The organism is Ideonella sp. A 288 (genome assembly GCF_002198735.1).
Lineage (GTDB): Bacteria > Pseudomonadota > Gammaproteobacteria > Burkholderiales > Burkholderiaceae_C > Pseudaquabacterium.
In genome coordinates this window covers 1-15,451 of record NZ_MWLO01000090.1, presented here as the reverse complement: position 1 = coordinate 15,451, position 15,451 = coordinate 1, and the positions used below count along the sequence as shown (strand labels likewise).

The window sequence follows — 15,451 nt, the reverse complement described above, 5'->3', positions numbered from 1 at the left end:
GCCTGCCCGATGAGCCTGCTCGACACAGTTCCTGCCCCCCACTACTTCACGCCCGAGCACGTGCAGTTCCGCCACATGCTGCGCGACTGGATCGCGCGCGAGGTGACCCCGCACGTCAACGACTGGGACGAGGCCGAGACCTTTCCGCGCGGGCTGTACCGCCAGGCCGCCGCCATCGGCCTGCTGGGCATGGGCTACCCCGAGGAATACGGCGGCACGCCCACCGACATCTTCTACAAGCTGATCCTGTCGGAAGAGATGGCGCGGCCGGGCTGCGGCGGCGTGGCCGCCTCGCTCAACTCGCACACCATCGGCCTGCCGCCGGTGCTGGCGCACGGCAGTGCCGAACTCAAGGCGCGCATCATCCCGCCGGTGCTCACCGGCGAGAAGATCGCCGCGCTGGCCGTCACCGAGCCCGGCGGCGGCTCGGACGTGGCCGCGCTGAAGACCCGCGCGGTGCGCGATGGCGACCACTACGTCGTCACCGGCGAGAAGGTCTTCATCACCTCGGGCATGCGCGCCGATTTCATCACCGTGGCCGTGCGCACCGACCCCGCCAGCAAGGGGCCGAACGGCATCTCGGCGCTGCTGGTGCCGGGCGACACGCCGGGCCTCGAGCGCACGGCGCTGAAGAAGATGGGCTGGTGGGCCAGCGACACCGCCCACCTGCGCTTCGACAGCTGCCGCGTGCCGGTGGCCAACCTGATCGGCGAGGAGCACCGGGGCTTCAAGACCTTCATGACCAACTTCAACAGCGAGCGCCTGGGCATGGCGGCGCAGGCCGTGGGCTATGCCGAGGCCTGCTTCGACGAGGCGCTCGACTGGGCGCGCCAGCGCGTCACCTTCGGCGAGCCGCTGTCGCAGCGCCAGGTGATCCGCCACAAGCTGATGGACATGCTGCGCAAGATCGACGTGTCGCGCTGCCTGATCTACGACCTGGCCTCGGCACAGCAGCATGGCCGTGGCGACGCCAACCAGCTGGTGGCGCGCATCTGCATGGCCAAGGTGGAGGCCACCCAGTGCATGCAGTTCTGCGCCGACGCGGCGGTGCAGATCCTCGGGGGCATGGGCTTCATGCGCGGCACGAAGAGCGAGCGCATCTACCGCGAGGTCAAGGTGATGATGATCGGCGGCGGCTCCGAGGAGATCATGAAAGACCTCGCGTCACGCCAGCTCGGCATCTGATCTCTCAACGGGAAGCGCATGGCCATCCTCGATTCCACCCTCTCCCCCGGCAGCGCCGCATTCGCTGAGAACCGTGCCGCGATGCTGGCGCAGCTCGAGCGCGTGCGCGCCGCCGAGCGCCGCGCCGTCGAGGCCAGCGGCGCCAGCCGGGCGCGCTTCGAGTCGCGCGGGCAGCTGCTGCCGCGCGAGCGCATCGCGCTGCTGCTCGACCCCGGCGCGCCCTACCTCGAGCTGTGCTCGCTGGCCGGCCTGGGCCACGACAAGCCCGACCTCGACAAGAGCGTGCCCGGCGGCGGTGTCATCGCCGGCATCGGTGTGGTGTCGGGCGTGCGCTGCATGGTCAGCGCCTCCGATTCGGGCATCGACGCCGGTGCGCTGCAGCCGATGGGGCTGGAGAAGAAGCTGCGCATCCAGGAGCTGGTGCTCGAGAACAAGCTGCCCTACGTGCAGCTGGTGGAAAGCGCCGGCGCCAACCTGCTGCAGTACCAGGTGCAGCACTTCATCCACGGCGGCAGCACCTTCCGCAACCTGGCGCGCATGTCGGCCGCCGGGCTGCCGGTGGTCACGGTGACGCATGGCTCGTCCACCGCCGGCGGCGCCTACCAGACCGGCCTGTCCGACTACGTCATCATGGTGCGCGGCCGCTCGCGGGCCTTCCTGGCCGGCCCGCCGCTGCTGATGGCCGCCACCGGCGAAGTGGCCACCGAAGAAGAACTGGGCGGCGCCGAGATGCACACCGCCATCTCGGGCCTGGGCGACTACCTGGCCGAGGACGACCGCGACGCCCTGCGCCTGGCGCGCGAAGTGATGGGGCAGATCGACTGGCCGTCGGGCGACGCCGCGCCGCGCCGCGCCTTCAAGCCGCCGCGCCACGACGCCGAAGAGCTGCTGGGCATCATGCCGGCCGACCTGAAGCGGCCGGTGGACATGCGGCAGGTCATCGCCCGCATCGTCGACGACAGCGAGTTCCTCGAGTTCGGCGAAAACTACGGCTCGGCCACCGTGTGCGGCCACGCCCGCATCGAGGGCTTTGGGATCGGCATCATCACCAACAACGGCCCCATCGACAACGCCGGCGCCACCAAGGCCACGCACTTCATCCAGGCCTGCTGCCAGAGCCGCACGCCCATCCTGTACCTGCAGAACACCACCGGCTACATGGTGGGCAAGGCGGTGGAGGAGGCCGGCATGATCAAGCACGGCAGCAAGATGATCCAGGCCGTGACCAACGCCACGGTGCCGCAGATCACGCTGCACTGCGGTGCCAGCTTCGGCGCCGGCAACTACGGCATGTGCGGCCGCGGCTTCCACCCGCGCTTCTGCTTCAGCTGGCCCAACGCACGCACCGCGGTGATGGGCGGCGAGCAGGCCGCGCGCACCATGGCCATCGTCACCGAGGCCGCCATGAAGCGCAAGGGCGCGGTCGACCAGGCCAGGCTCGACGCGCTGCAGGCGCAAATCATCCAGCGCTTCGACAGCCAGATGAGCGTGTTCACCACCAGCGCGCTGCTGCTCGACGACGGCGTGATCGACCCGCGCGCCACCCGCAGCGTGCTGGCCCAGGTGCTGGCTGTGTGCCGCGAGGGCGACGCGCGCCAGCCGCAGCGCATGCAGTTCGGCGTCGCCCGCCCCTGACCAGAGGATCCACCATGCAACTCACCCCCGAGCACGAGGCCCTGCGCGACACCGTCAAGCGCTTCGCGAAGGAGCACGTCAACCCTTACGTCGACGAGTGGGAGGCGGCGCAGATCTTCCCGGCGCACCAGGTGTTCAAGCAGCTCGGCGACCTGGGCCTGCTGGGCGTGAACAAGCCGGTGGAAGACGGTGGCATGGGGCTGGACTACAGCTACGCCGCGGTGGTGACCGAGGCCATGTCGGCCATCGACTGTGGCGGCATCCCGATGGCCATCGGCGTGCAGACCGACATGGCCACGCCGGCGCTGGCCCGCCACGGCAGCGCCGAGTTGCGAGCCGAGTTCCTGGCCCCGGCGATCCGCGGCGAGATGGTCACCTGCCTGGGCGTCAGCGAGGTGGGCTCGGGCAGCGACGTGGCCAGCATCAAGACCCGTGCGCGCAAGGACGGCGACGACTACATCATCGACGGCGGCAAGATGTGGACCACCAGCGGCACGCAGGCCGACTGGTGCTGCGTGTTGGCCAACACCAGCGACGGCGCGGCGCACAAGAACAAGAGCCTGATCGTGGTGCCGATGAAGACGCCGGGCGTGTCGGTGGCGCGCAAGCTGAAGAAGGTGGGCATGGATTCGTCCGATACCGCGCAGCTGCACTTCGACGGCGTGCGCGTGCCGCAGCGCTACCGCATCGGCCAGGAGGGCCTGGGCTTCATCTACCAGATGGAGCAGTTCCAGTACGAGCGCCTGTTCGCGGCCATCAAGGGCTATGCCGGGGCGCAGAAGGCCATCGACCTGACCATCGGCTACACCCGCGAGCGCCAGGCCTTCGGCCGCTCGATCCTCGATAACCAGTACGTCAGCTACCGCCTGGCCGAGCTGCAGGCCGAGGTGGACGCGCTGAAGGCGCTCACCTGGCACGGCATCGAGACCATCGTCGCCGGCGGCGACGCCACGCGCAGCGCCACCTCGGCCAAGCTCAAGGCCGGCCGGCTGCTGCGCGAGGCATCCGACACCTGCCTGCAGTTCTGGGGCGGCATGGGCTACGTGCACGACAGCCCCATCTCGCGCCTGTGGCGCGACACCCGGCTCACGTCGATCGGCGGCGGCGCCGACGAGGTGATGCTGCAGATCCTGACCAAGTTCATGGGCACCTTCCAGGCCCGGGGTTGACGATGACCGCTCACACCTCTACCCCGTTCCACAAGATCCTGATCGCCAACCGCGGCGAGATCGCGCTGCGCATCCAGCGCACCGCGCACCGCCTGGGCTACCGCACGGTGGCGGTGTACTCCACCGCCGATGCGCAGGCGCGCCACGTGCTGGAGGCCGACCAGGCCGTGTGCATCGGCGAGCCCGCGCCGCGCGACAGCTACCTGGCCATCGACAAGGTGATCGCCGCCGCCCGCCTGTCGGGCGCCGACGCGGTGCACCCCGGCTACGGCTTCCTGGCCGAGAATGAGGACTTCGCCGCGGCCTGCCGCGACGCCGGGCTGGTGTTCATCGGCCCGTCGCCCGAGGCCATCCGCGCGATGGGCGACAAGGCCGGCGCCAAGGCGTTGATGATTGCCGCCGGCGTGCCCTGCATCCCCGGCTGGCAGGGCGAGGACCAGCGCGACGAGACGCTGGCGCTGGAGGCCGCCGCGATCGGCTGGCCGCTGATGATCAAGGCCACCGCCGGCGGTGGCGGGCGTGGCATGCGCCTGGTGACGCGGGCCGAGGACTTTGCCGACGCGCTGCGCAGCGCGCGCAGCGAGGCGCTGGGCGCCTTCGGCGATGGCACCGTGCTGCTCGAGCGCGCGATCGTGGAGCCGCGCCACATCGAGATCCAGGTCTTCGCCGATCGCCACGGCCATGCCATCCACCTGGGCGAGCGCGACTGCTCGGTGCAGCGCCGGCACCAGAAACTGGTGGAGGAAGCGCCGTCGCCGGCGGTGACGCCCGACCTGCGCGCGCGCATGGGCGAGGTGGCGGTGGCCGCGGTGCGCGCCATCCGCTACGAGGGCGCCGGCACGCTCGAGTTCCTGCTCGACCGCGAGGGCCGCTTCTATTTCATGGAGATGAACACCCGGCTGCAGGTGGAGCACCCGGTGACCGAGGCCATCACCGGCCTGGACCTGGTCGAGTGGCAGTTGCGTGTGGCCGCCGGAGAGCCGCTGCCGCTGGCGCAGGACGAGGTGCGCTTCCACGGCCATGCCATCGAGGTGCGCCTGTGCGCCGAAGACGCCGCCCGCGGCTTCATGCCGCAGAGCGGCCGCATGCACCGCTGGGAGATGCCCGCGGCCCTGCGCGTCGAACACGCGCTGCGCCCAGGCGACGAGGTGCCGCCGCACTACGACTCGATGATCGCCAAGCTGGTGGCCCATGGCCCCACGCGCGACGAGGCCTGCCGCAGGCTGCGGCGCGGCCTGCACGAGGCGGTGGCGCTGGGCGTGACCACCAACCAGGGCTTTCTGGCCGACGTGCTGGCGCACCCGGCCTTCGCCGCCGGCCAGGCCACCACCGCCTTCATCGACCAGCACGCCGACACGCTGCTGGCCGCCCCGTCAGCGGACCAACGCCGCCGGGCTGCGGCGGTGGCCGCCTGGTTGCTGCAGGCGGGGGAGGGCGGGGCCTCGGCGGGTTTGCCGCCGCGCTGGCCGGTGGGCCTGCGCTTCGAACTCGATGGGCAAGCGGTGCAGGTGCCGATCGTTGCGCAGGGCGAGGGCCGCTGGGGCCTCGACTGGGACGGCCGCTCGCACGCGCTCGCACTGCAGGCGGTGGACCCCGAGCGGGGCTGGGCCCGTGTGGCCCTCGACGGCCTGGCCGAGACGGTGCGCTGGCACCGCGATGGCGCACGGCTGTGCCTAAGGTTCGACGGTCGCACCTGGTCGGTGGACGACCTCAGCCACCGCGCGGCGCTGCGCGCCGACGAAGGCCCGGGCGACGGCAAGCTGCGCGCCACGATGAACGGCCGCGTGGTCGCCGTGCTGGCCGCGCTGGGCGACACCGTGCAGGCCGGCCAGCCCCTGGTGACGCTGGAGGCGATGAAGATGGAGCATGTGCATGCCGCGCCGTGTGCCGGCGTCATCACGGCGCTGAGCGTGGCCGTCGGCGACCAGGTGGCCACCCGCCGCGTGCTGCTGGAGGTGGGCGGCGCCTGATCCAGGGGGGCGCCCCCTGCCGCCCGACGGCCTATCATCGCCACGATGCCCCGCGCGGACCGGTCCGCGCGGGGGCGATCGCGGTGGAGAAGTCGATGCGGGCGGCAATGGTGCGGATCAACGGTGCGGCAGCTTGGTGCCGGGCGGGGGCGATGGCCCTGGCAGCGTGGCTGGCGTTGGGGCTGACGTTGGCGCTGACGGGCTGCGGCGGTGGCGAGCCCGGGTCGGTCGTTGACAGCCGTGCCTCTGCCACCCCCGTCATGGCCAGCGACGCCCGCCGGCGTACGCTGGCAACGACCTCGACGCTCGATGTCGAGGTGCTGCTGAACTGGGCCGAACTCACCTACCCGCAGTTCTTTCCCGGGCGGCAGACCACCCAGGTGCTGGCGCCGTACCGCTACCGCTGCTACGACGCCAATGGCGAACTCAACTGCGTCGGCGTCGACGGCGACCAGGTCGCCGTGCTCGGGCCGGGCCTGAGCGGCGGCCAGATCCAGGTGGTCGGCACGCTGGCCGATTTCGAATGCCCGGCCGGCGGCATCAACTGCCCCGGCGCGGTGCGGGGCACGGCGCTCGTCAACGGGGCTGACCTGCGCGGCGCCGAACTCACCGTGAAGGACCGCAACGGCCGCACCGCCACGGCGGTCACCTCTGCCGGCTCGGCCGGCCCCGGCGCCTTCCTGTTCCCCGACTTGCGCTCGATGGCCTGGCCGCTGATGGCGCGCGTCTCCGGCGGCAATGTCGGGTGTCCGCCGGGGCCGGTGTTCTGCACCACCGTGCTGCGGCCCAACACGGCCGTGCTGTATGGCGTGCTGGCCGGGCCGATGGCCACCGACAACGTGCTCAACGTGTCGGTGATGACCGACGCGCTGGTGGCCGCGCTGGGCCCCGAGCCCGGCCTGACGGCCGCGGACGGCGCGCTCGACCCGGCGGCGCTGTTTGCCGCCGGTGGCGCTGTCTGGGACCGCCTGCTCACCACCAACCGCCTGGCCGCTGCGGCCACCCGGCTGGACGCCTGGAAGGCCCGCCTGCAGGGCTCGGCGCAAGTCACTCGTTCGGCCGATCTGTACGGCGCCCCGGTGCGCACGCTGACCGCGCCGGCTGCCGCGCTGTCTGCCGGCGACGGCCACCTGAACTACGCCGCCGAACTGGATGGGCTCATGAGCCTGCAGGGCCTGGATGCGGCCGAGTTGCGCCGCCTGGTGGGCCTGCCCGCCGACATCCAGCCCGCGCCGCTGCCGCTGAACCCGTCGCCGGCCCCGCTGCAGCGGCTGTGCTGGGTGGCCGGGCAGTATGGCGGGCAGTTCACCGGCGCGGCGTCGGGCACCTGGACCTTGACGGTGGATGCAGCGTCCGGCGCGGTCAGTGGCGAGATGCGCGGCAACGACGGGCAGGTGCAGGCGCTGCAGGGCTCGGTGCAGTGGGATCTGTCGAGCAACCTGAGCATGGTCATCGGCGCCAGCGCCACCGCGGGCGGTGTGACGCTGAAGGGCACGATCAACGAGGTGAACGCGCTCGCCACCGAGTGGAGGCGCAGCGCCGAGGCCGGCGGCACGCTCACCGGCCGGCGCCTGGCCCGCGGCTGCTGACCGTCGCGCGGCGCCTGTCGCCGCGGCGACGCCCGCCCGAGGGTCATCCCGCAGGCACAAACCCCCGGGGCCGAGGGCCATGCGGGCTTTCCCCGTGGCAACTTGGGGCGGCAACCCGCAGCATGCTGGCGCAAGACGCGAGGGGCCTACACGCCTAGGCTCACGGGTCAGCAGGACGCCATGGCCACCCGGTCGGGCTCACCACGGAGAACTCGAGCTTGGCCCTTGTGCAGCTGTTGATTTCGGGCATCGCGCTCGGTTGCATCTACGCGTTGATCGCGCTGGGCTTCGTGCTCATCTACAAGGCCACCGAGACCGTCAACTTCGCCCAGGGCGAACTGATGATGCTCGGCGCCTTTGGCGCGCTGATCCTCATGAAGGTGGTGGGCTGGCCCTTCTGGGCCGCCGCGCCGCTGGCCGTGGTGGGCATGATGGCGATGGGCGTGGGCATCGAGCGGCTGGTGATCCGGCCCATCCTCGGCCAGCCGCAGTTCACCATCGTGATGCTGACCATCGGGCTGGGCTACCTGTCGCGCGGCCTGGTCACGATGATCCCCGAGATCGGCTCCGACACCAACACGCTCGAGGTGCCCTACAAGGGCCAGGTCATCGATCTCGGCGGCGCGGTGATCAGCGTCGACCAGCTGATGGTGATCGGCGCCACCGCGGTGCTGTGCGCGCTGCTCTACGCGATGTTCCGCTACACCAAGGTCGGCATCGCGATGCAGGCGGCGTCGCAGAACCAGCTGGCGGCCTACTACATGGGCATCCCGGTGCGCCGGCTCAACGGCCTGGTGTGGGGCCTGTCGGCCGGTGTGGCGGCGCTGGCCGGGCTGCTGCTGGCGCCGGTGACCTTCGTGCACGTCAACATGGGCTTCATCGGCCTGAAGGCCTTCCCCGCGGCGGTGGTCGGCGGCTTCGGCAGCCTGCCCGGGGCCATCGTCGGCGGCCTGACCATCGGCCTGGTCGAGGCGCTGGCCGGCTTCTACCTGCCCGAAGGCTTCAAGGACATCGCCGCCTACGTGGTGGTGCTGGTGATGCTGGTGGTGCGGCCCAACGGGCTGTTCGGCGGCCACAGCCGCAAGAAGGTGTAGCGAGAGCCCGCGATGCGCTTCATCTTCAAGACCGACTACGGCCAGGACATCCGCGTCGTCAAGCATGGCGGCCAGGCCTTCTGGTATTCGCTGCTGATGGCGGCGATGGTGACGGCGCCGTTGTGGGCCGGCGACTACTGGCTGTCGCAGATCAGCTTCGTGCTGGTCTACGCCATCGCCGGGCTGGGGCTGATGGTGCTGTCGGGCTTCACCGGCCTGGCCTCGATCGGGCACGCGGCCTTCCTGGGCGTGGGCGCCTACGTGCAGGCCTGGTTCAGCGCCAAGGGCTGGCCTTTCCCGCTGACGATGGCGATGGCCGCGCTGCTGTCGGCCGCAGTGGGCGTGGTGGTGGGCCTGCCGGCGCTGCGCGTCAAGGGCATCTACCTGGCCATCGCCACGCTGTCCTTCGGCTTCATCGTCGAGGAGGTGCTGGCCCGCTGGGAGAGCGTCACCAAGGGCAACGCCGGCATGTCGGTCGTGTCGCCGCAGTTCTTCGGCGCCGAGCTGGGCTCGTCGGAGGCCTTCTACTTCATCGCGCTGGGCACCTGCGTGTTGGTCACGCTGGGCGTGATCAACCTGATGCGCTCGGCCACCGGCCGGGCCTTCATCGCGATCCGCGATTCCGAGGTCTCGGCGCAGAGCATGGGCATCCACCTGGCCGGCTACAAGACGCTGGCCTTCGCGCTGTCGGCGGCCATCGTCGGCCTGGCCGGGGCGCTGTATGCGCACAAGCTGCGCTTCATCTCGCCCGACCAGTTCGGCATCGTGCAGTCGATCGACCTGCTGCTGCTGGTGGTGGTGGGCGGGGTGGGCTCGATCCACGGCGCCTTCCTGGGCGCGATCTTCCTGATCACGATGCCGCAGCTCATCTCGCTGGGCAAGGACTGGCTGCCCCCGGCCATCGGCCAGGCCGCCGGCCTGCAGGCGGTGGTCTACGGCGGCGTGCTGATGGCCTTCGTGCTGTTCGAGCCGATGGGCCTGTACGGCCGCTGGCTCAAGGTGCGCACCTGGCTGCAGTTGTTCCCCTTCTACCGCCGCGGCATGTTCAAGCGCCAGAAGTCCTTCACCAAGTCCGAGCGCCTCAAGTGACCGCGACGAACGAGATCCTGCTGTCGGCCCAGGGCCTGAGCGTGCGCTTCGGCGGCGTGCTGGCGGTCAACAACGTGAGCTTCGACGTGCGGCGCGGCGAGGTCTTCACGCTGATCGGCCCCAACGGCGCCGGCAAGACCACCGTCTTCAACCTGATCAGCCGCATCTACACGCCCACCACCGGCACCATCCGCTTCGAGGGCGCCGAGCTGACGCAGCAGCCGCCGCATGCGATTGCCGCGCTGGGCATCGCGCGCACCTTCCAGAACATCGAGCTGTTCGAGAACGCCACGGTGCTGCAGAACCTGCTGATCGGCAACCACATCCACCGCGGCGCCGGCTTCTGGAGCAACCTGCTGTTCACGAAGGCCACGCGCCAGTCCGAGCTGGCCGCGCGCGAACGCGCCGAGCGGGTGATCGATCTGCTCGACCTGCAGCACCTGCGCGACAGCTTTGTCGCCGGCCTGCCCTACGGCAAGCGCAAGGTGGTGGAGCTGGCGCGGGCGCTGTGCACCGGCCCGAAGCTGCTGCTGCTGGACGAGCCCTCGTCGGGCCTGAACGTGGAGGAGACCGAGGACATGGCCTGGTGGATCCAGGACATCCAGACCGACCTGGGCATCACCGTGCTGATGGTCGAGCACGACATGACGCTGGTCTCGCGCGTGTCCGACCGCGTGCTGGCCATGAACCAGGGCGAGGTGCTGGCCACCGGCACGCCGGCCGAGGTGCAGGCGCACCCGGGCGTGATCGAGGCCTACCTCGGCACCGTCGACGACGTGTCGTCGCTGCGCAGGGTGAAGGCATGAGACCGCAGGCTTTGCCGAGGGCTCATTCCCGCCTGGCGGGACCGGCCGCAGGCCGTAGGGTGCACCAATGACCGCCATGGCGATCACTTCAGCGGACGACGTGCTGCTGGCCCTGGCCAACGTCGAGAGCGCCTACGGCCCGATCAAGGCCATCCGCGGTGTGAGCCTGAAGGTGCGGCGCGGCGAGATCGCCACCGTGCTGGGCAGCAACGGCGCGGGCAAGAGCACCATCCTCAAGACCATCTCCGGCGTGCTCGACCCCACCCGCGGCACGGTCACCTTCAAGGGCCAGGACATCACCGCCCGCGACCCGGCCGAGATCGTGCGGCGCGGCCTGGTGCACGTGCCCGAGGGGCGCGAGGTGTTCCCGCTGCTCAACGTGCACGACAACCTGCTGATGGGCGCCTACACCCGCAACGACCGCGACGGCGTGGCCCGCGACCTCGAGCAGGTCTACGGCTACTTCCCGATCCTGAAGGAACGCGAGAAGCAGGACGCCGGCCTGCTGTCGGGCGGCCAGCAGCAGATGCTGGCCATCAGCCGCGCGCTGATGGCGCGGCCCGACCTGATCCTGCTCGACGAACCCAGCCTGGGCTTGTCCCCCAAGCTCACGAAGGAGATCTTCGAGATCGTCGTGCGCATCAACCGCGAGCGCGGCTGCACCATCCTGCTGGTCGAGCAGAACGCGAACATGGCGCTCAACGCCGCCGACTACGGCTACGTGCTCGAGAACGGCCGCATCGTCATGGAAGACACCTGCGAGCGCCTGCGCGAGAAGGAAGACATCCGCGAGTTCTACCTCGGCATGAAGGACGCCGGCGTGCGCGGCGAGCGGCGCTGGAAGAAGAAGAAGACCTGGCGATGAGCACTGCAGCCCCCGGCACGAAGGACCCCCACCGCATCGTCGCGGGCAGCGACTTCGGCTGGACGCCCGAGACACTGCCCTACGACACCGTGCCAGGCCTGTTCTGGATGCGCGTGGGCGAGCTGGGCGATGCCACGATGATGCGCCAGAAGGACCTGGGCATCTGGAAGGCCTATTCCTGGAACGACGTGGCCACCATTGTCCGCGAGATCGGCGCCGGCCTCGCCAGCCTGGGCTTCGAACCCGGCGAGGTGGCCTCGGTGCTGGCCAACACCAGCCGCGAATGGGTGTGGTCCGACCTGGCCGTGCAGACCATGGGCGGCGTGTGCAACGGCATCTACCCCACCGACGCCGCGGCGCAGGTGCAGTACCTCTGCGACGACTCGGGCAGCGTGTTCCTGTTCGTCGAGGACGACGAGCAGCTCGACAAGTGGCTCGAGGTGCGCGACCACCTGCCCCGCCTGCGCAAGGTCATCGTCTTCGACATGGAAGGCCTGGCCAAGCTCGACGACCCGCAGGTCATCGGCCTCGACCGCCTGCGCGAGCTGGGCCGCGCCTACCTCGCCAGCCACCCGGGGCTGATCGACGAGCGCCGGCGCAGCCGCGGGCCGGCCGATGTGGCCATCCTGGTCTACACCTCGGGCACCACCGGCCGCCCCAAGGGCGCGATGATCACCCACCGCAACCTGTGCGCGGTGCTGTCGGGGCTGTCCACCAGCCTGTTCAAGGGCATCCCCGAGGGCGGCGAGCGCATCGCCTTCCTGCCGCTGTGCCACATCGCCGAGCGCATGATCGGAGAGTACATCTCCATCGCCCGCCGCTCGGTGGTCAACTTCGTCGAGAACCCCGAGACGGTGTTCGAGAACCTGCGCGAGGTGCAGCCGCACGTGTTCTTTGCCGTGCCGCGGGTCTGGGAGAAGGTCTACTCGCAGGTGATGATCTCGCTGCGCGAGGCCGGCAAGACGCAGCAGCTGGCCTATGCCTGGGCGGTGGACACCGGCAAGGCCGTGGCCGAGTGCCGCCTGGCCGGTCGGGCGCCGGGTGCGCTGCTGTCAGCACGCTACGCGCTGGCCAGGGCGCTGGTGCTGAACAACGTGCGCCGCATGGTGGGGCTCGACCGGGTGCAGCTGGCGCTGACCGGCGCCGCGCCGATCTCGCAGGAGCTGATCCGCTGGTACCTGGCACTGGGCATCCCCTTGCGTGAAGGCTGGGGCATGACCGAGACCACCGGTGGCGGCACCGTCACCCCGGCCGACGGCATGCGCCCGGGCAGCATCGGCGTGCCGGGCCCGGGCCTGGAGATGCGCATCGCCGAGGTCACCCACGAAATCCAGCTGCGTGGCGAGAACGTCATCAAGGGCTACCTCAACCAGCCCGGAAAGACCGCCGAGACCATCTCGGCCGACGGCTGGCTGCACACCGGCGACGTCGGCCGGGTCGACGACGACGGCTACTTCTACATCACCGACCGGATGAAGGACATCATCATCACGGCCGGCGGCAAGAACGTCACGCCCAGCGAGTGGGAGAACCAGCTCAAGTTCAGCCCCTACGTCACCGACGCGGTGGTCATCGGCGACAAGCGCGCCTATCTGTCGTGCCTGGTGATGATCGACGAGGACAACGTGGCGCAATGGGCGCAGGAACGCGATGTGCAGTTCTCCGACTACCGCAGCCTGTGCCGGTCGCCCGAGGTGGTGGCGCTGATCGGCGAGGCGATCGAGCAGGTCAACAAGCAGTTCGCCCGGGTCGAGCAGATCAAGCAGTTCCGGCTGATCGAGCAGCGCCTTACCGCCGAGGACGAAGAACTCACGCCGACGATGAAGCTCAAGCGCGCGCTGGTCAACCAGAAGTACGCGCCGCTCATCGAGTCGATGTACAGCGGCCCGCAGGCCTGACCGTGGCGCTTGCCCTGTCGCCGGCCACGCAGCCGATCGAGCCCTGCCCGTTGCCCACGGCGGCCGAGCGCCGGCCGGCGGTGCCGCTGGCGCACCCGTCCAACCGCGTGATGTGGCTCAATGACGACCGGGTGTTCTATGCCGGCCTGGCCGGGGCGATGTCCTCGCGCACCATGGGCGGATGGCACCTCTACGTGGCGCTGGGCGACCCGATCCGGGTGGCCGTGGACGGCCGCGACTGGCAGACCACCGACCTGGCCGTGGTGCCGCCCTATGTGCCGCACCGCGTGGCCTGCGACGAGCGCCTGATCGCCGACCTGGTGATCGAGCCCGAAACCCTGCCCCGCGGCGGCCTGCCCGCGGCCCTGGGCGGCTGCGTGGGCGCGGTGCCGCATCTGCCCGATCTGGTCGACCGGGTGAGGCAGTTGCACACCTGGCTGTGCGCCCACGGCGCGTCGCAGGGGCTGCAGACGGCCGACCTCGACCGCCGGGTGTTCGGCCACCCGCTGCCCAGGCGCCGGCTCGATCCGCGCATCGAGCAGGCGCTCGAGGCCATGCGGCGCGATCCGGCCGGGGCGCTCACCGCGCAGCAGTGCGCCGAGCAGGCCGGCCTGTCGTTCTCGCGCTTCCTGCACCTGTTCAAGCAGGAGGCAGGGGCCTCGTTCCGCAACCTGCGGGCCTGGAAGCGTGCGCGCAGCCTGCTGCACCACGTCACTCGCGACTCCAACCTGCTGCATGTCGCACTGGATACGGGTTATCCCGATGCCACCCATTTCAGCCACAGCATCCGGCAGGTCTACGGGCTGAGGCCGCGTGACCTTTTCGCGGGTTCGCGGCGGCTGACCGTGCTGGGCTGATCTGGCGCAGCCCGCCGTGCGATGGGCCCCGGCGAGGCCCCGCGGATTTGATCTGTCGCAGCCCGGTGCCTGGCCGGGCGCTTCCAAATGCCATGCATGGGGGCGCCGCAAAGCCCCCGGGAGCACGACATGAACCTGCCGTCGACCGACGAACGTCGCGATGCGGTGTGGCCCGGCCAATGGACGGCGCGCGTGCCGCTGGGCGGTCTGTTGCCCCGCTTGCCGGCCAGCCGTCGCGACGCCGCCGTGGCGGCGCTGAATGGGTTGCTGGGCGACCATCTGCACGAACTGAGCCATCCGCTGGCCTGGACCATGCAGTTGCGCAGCGGCACCCGCTGGCTGGTGCCGGACAGCGCCGACCTGGGGCTGGGCGCCGTCACCGGCCATGTGCTGGTGCTGCTGCACGGCGTGTGCCGGTCGGACCGGGGCTGGCGCCACGACGGGCACGATCCCGGCATCGCGCTGCAACGCCTGCTGGGGCTGACACCGCTGCATGCCCGCTACAACAGCGGCCTGCACGTGGCCGACAACGGGCGCGCGCTGGCGCTGCTGCTCGAACGGCTGCTGGCCCGCTGGCCGGTGCCGGTGCGCACGGTGTCGATCGTCGGCCATGGCGTGGGCGGCCTGGTGGCGCGCAGTGCGGCACTCGAGGGCCAGGGCATGGCCTGGCGACCGGCACTGCGCCACCTGGTGTTCATCGCCACGCCGCACCTCGGGCTGCCACTGGCCCAGGCCGGGCATTGGCTGCACCGCGTGCTCGACCTGTGCCCCTACACCGGACCGTACGGCCGCCTGTCGGGCCTGCGCAGCGCCGGCTTGCTGGACATGCAGGAGGGCCGCGTGCGCCAGCCCGGATCCGATGCACCCGTGCCGCTGCCGGCCGACGTGCTGGCCTTCGCGATGGCCGGCACTATCGGCAGCCCGGCGCTCGAGGGGTCGCGCCACAGCGATGGCCTGGTGCCGTTGGACAGTGCACTGGGCGATGCTGAAGATGCCGCGCGCCGCCTGGGCATCCCCGATTCACGGCGCTGGATCGGCGACGGCATGCACTACCTCGAGCTGCAATCGCACCCACGGCTGCTGCAACCGATGCTGGAGTGGCTGCAGCAGTGAGGGGCCGGGCGCCGACGGCGCCCGTGCAGCCCCACGGGCGTCGGGCTACCGCGCGGTAGCCCCGGGCGCCTTGGGCGACCGCGCGGCAGCCCCCGGGCGCCTTGGGCGACCGCGCGGCAGAATCGGGCGATGAGCACCGCCCCCCCTGCCGACACCCATCCGGTGATTGCCCCGGCCACGC

At 70.7% G+C, this 15,451-nt stretch carries 12 protein-coding genes; all 12 read left to right on the top strand.

Annotated features, from left to right (window positions below; translation table 11 throughout):
* Window positions 1-9: 9 nt before the first annotated feature.
* The 12 genes from EOINJALH_RS07950 (at window position 10) to EOINJALH_RS07895 (ending at window position 15,270) form a co-directional block, all read left to right on the top strand.
* Window positions 10-1,185, top strand: coding sequence for an acyl-CoA dehydrogenase family protein (locus EOINJALH_RS07950; protein WP_088279816.1), 1,176 nt, complete (start codon window positions 10-12; stop codon window positions 1,183-1,185).
* An 18-nt stretch (window positions 1,186-1,203) separates the two neighbouring features.
* The gene (locus EOINJALH_RS07945; RefSeq protein ID WP_088279815.1) at window positions 1,204-2,820 is read left to right on the top strand and encodes an acyl-CoA carboxylase subunit beta; all 1,617 of its coding nucleotides are present in this window, start codon (window positions 1,204-1,206) and stop codon (window positions 2,818-2,820) included.
* A 14-nt stretch (window positions 2,821-2,834) separates the two neighbouring features.
* The gene (locus EOINJALH_RS07940; RefSeq protein WP_088279814.1) at window positions 2,835-3,989 is read left to right on the top strand and encodes an acyl-CoA dehydrogenase family protein; all 1,155 of its coding nucleotides are present in this window, start codon (window positions 2,835-2,837) and stop codon (window positions 3,987-3,989) included.
* Between the two features lie 2 nt (window positions 3,990-3,991).
* Entirely contained in the window at window positions 3,992-5,959 is a 1,968-nt protein-coding gene (locus tag EOINJALH_RS07935) for an acetyl/propionyl/methylcrotonyl-CoA carboxylase subunit alpha (protein ID WP_088279813.1), read from the top strand.
* Between the two features lie 260 nt (window positions 5,960-6,219).
* Window positions 6,220-7,548: a hypothetical protein gene (locus tag EOINJALH_RS07930; RefSeq protein WP_088279812.1), complete on the top strand. Its 1,329-nt coding sequence runs from the start codon at window positions 6,220-6,222 to the stop codon at window positions 7,546-7,548.
* A 218-nt stretch (window positions 7,549-7,766) separates the two neighbouring features.
* Window positions 7,767-8,642, top strand: coding sequence for a branched-chain amino acid ABC transporter permease (locus EOINJALH_RS07925; RefSeq protein WP_088279811.1), 876 nt, complete (start codon window positions 7,767-7,769; stop codon window positions 8,640-8,642).
* Window positions 8,643-8,654: 12 nt separating this feature from the next.
* On the top strand, window positions 8,655-9,731 hold the full coding sequence (locus tag EOINJALH_RS07920; protein ID WP_088279810.1) for a branched-chain amino acid ABC transporter permease: 1,077 nt from the start codon (window positions 8,655-8,657) through the stop codon (window positions 9,729-9,731).
* Window positions 9,728-10,537 carry an ABC transporter ATP-binding protein gene (locus EOINJALH_RS07915; RefSeq protein WP_088279809.1) on the top strand — a complete coding sequence of 270 codons (810 nt, stop codon included), beginning with the start codon at window positions 9,728-9,730 and terminating at the stop codon, window positions 10,535-10,537. Before EOINJALH_RS07920 ends, EOINJALH_RS07915 begins: the two co-directional genes overlap by 4 nt.
* A 76-nt stretch (window positions 10,538-10,613) precedes the next feature.
* Window positions 10,614-11,402 (top strand): ABC transporter ATP-binding protein, encoded by a 789-nt coding sequence (locus tag EOINJALH_RS07910; protein WP_234413713.1) that lies wholly within the window; start codon window positions 10,614-10,616, stop codon window positions 11,400-11,402.
* 107 nt (window positions 11,403-11,509) lie between these two features.
* Entirely contained in the window at window positions 11,510-13,300 is a 1,791-nt protein-coding gene (locus EOINJALH_RS07905; RefSeq protein WP_404872743.1) for an AMP-dependent synthetase/ligase, read from the top strand.
* 2 nt (window positions 13,301-13,302) lie between these two features.
* Complete coding sequence (locus EOINJALH_RS07900) at window positions 13,303-14,157, top strand: AraC family transcriptional regulator (RefSeq protein ID WP_234413712.1); 855 nt, start codon at window positions 13,303-13,305, stop codon at window positions 14,155-14,157.
* 129 nt (window positions 14,158-14,286) lie between these two features.
* Window positions 14,287-15,270, top strand: a complete 984-nt coding sequence (locus EOINJALH_RS07895) for a permease (RefSeq protein WP_088279806.1) — start codon at window positions 14,287-14,289, stop codon at window positions 15,268-15,270.
* The last annotated feature ends 181 nt before the right edge of the window (window positions 15,271-15,451 follow it).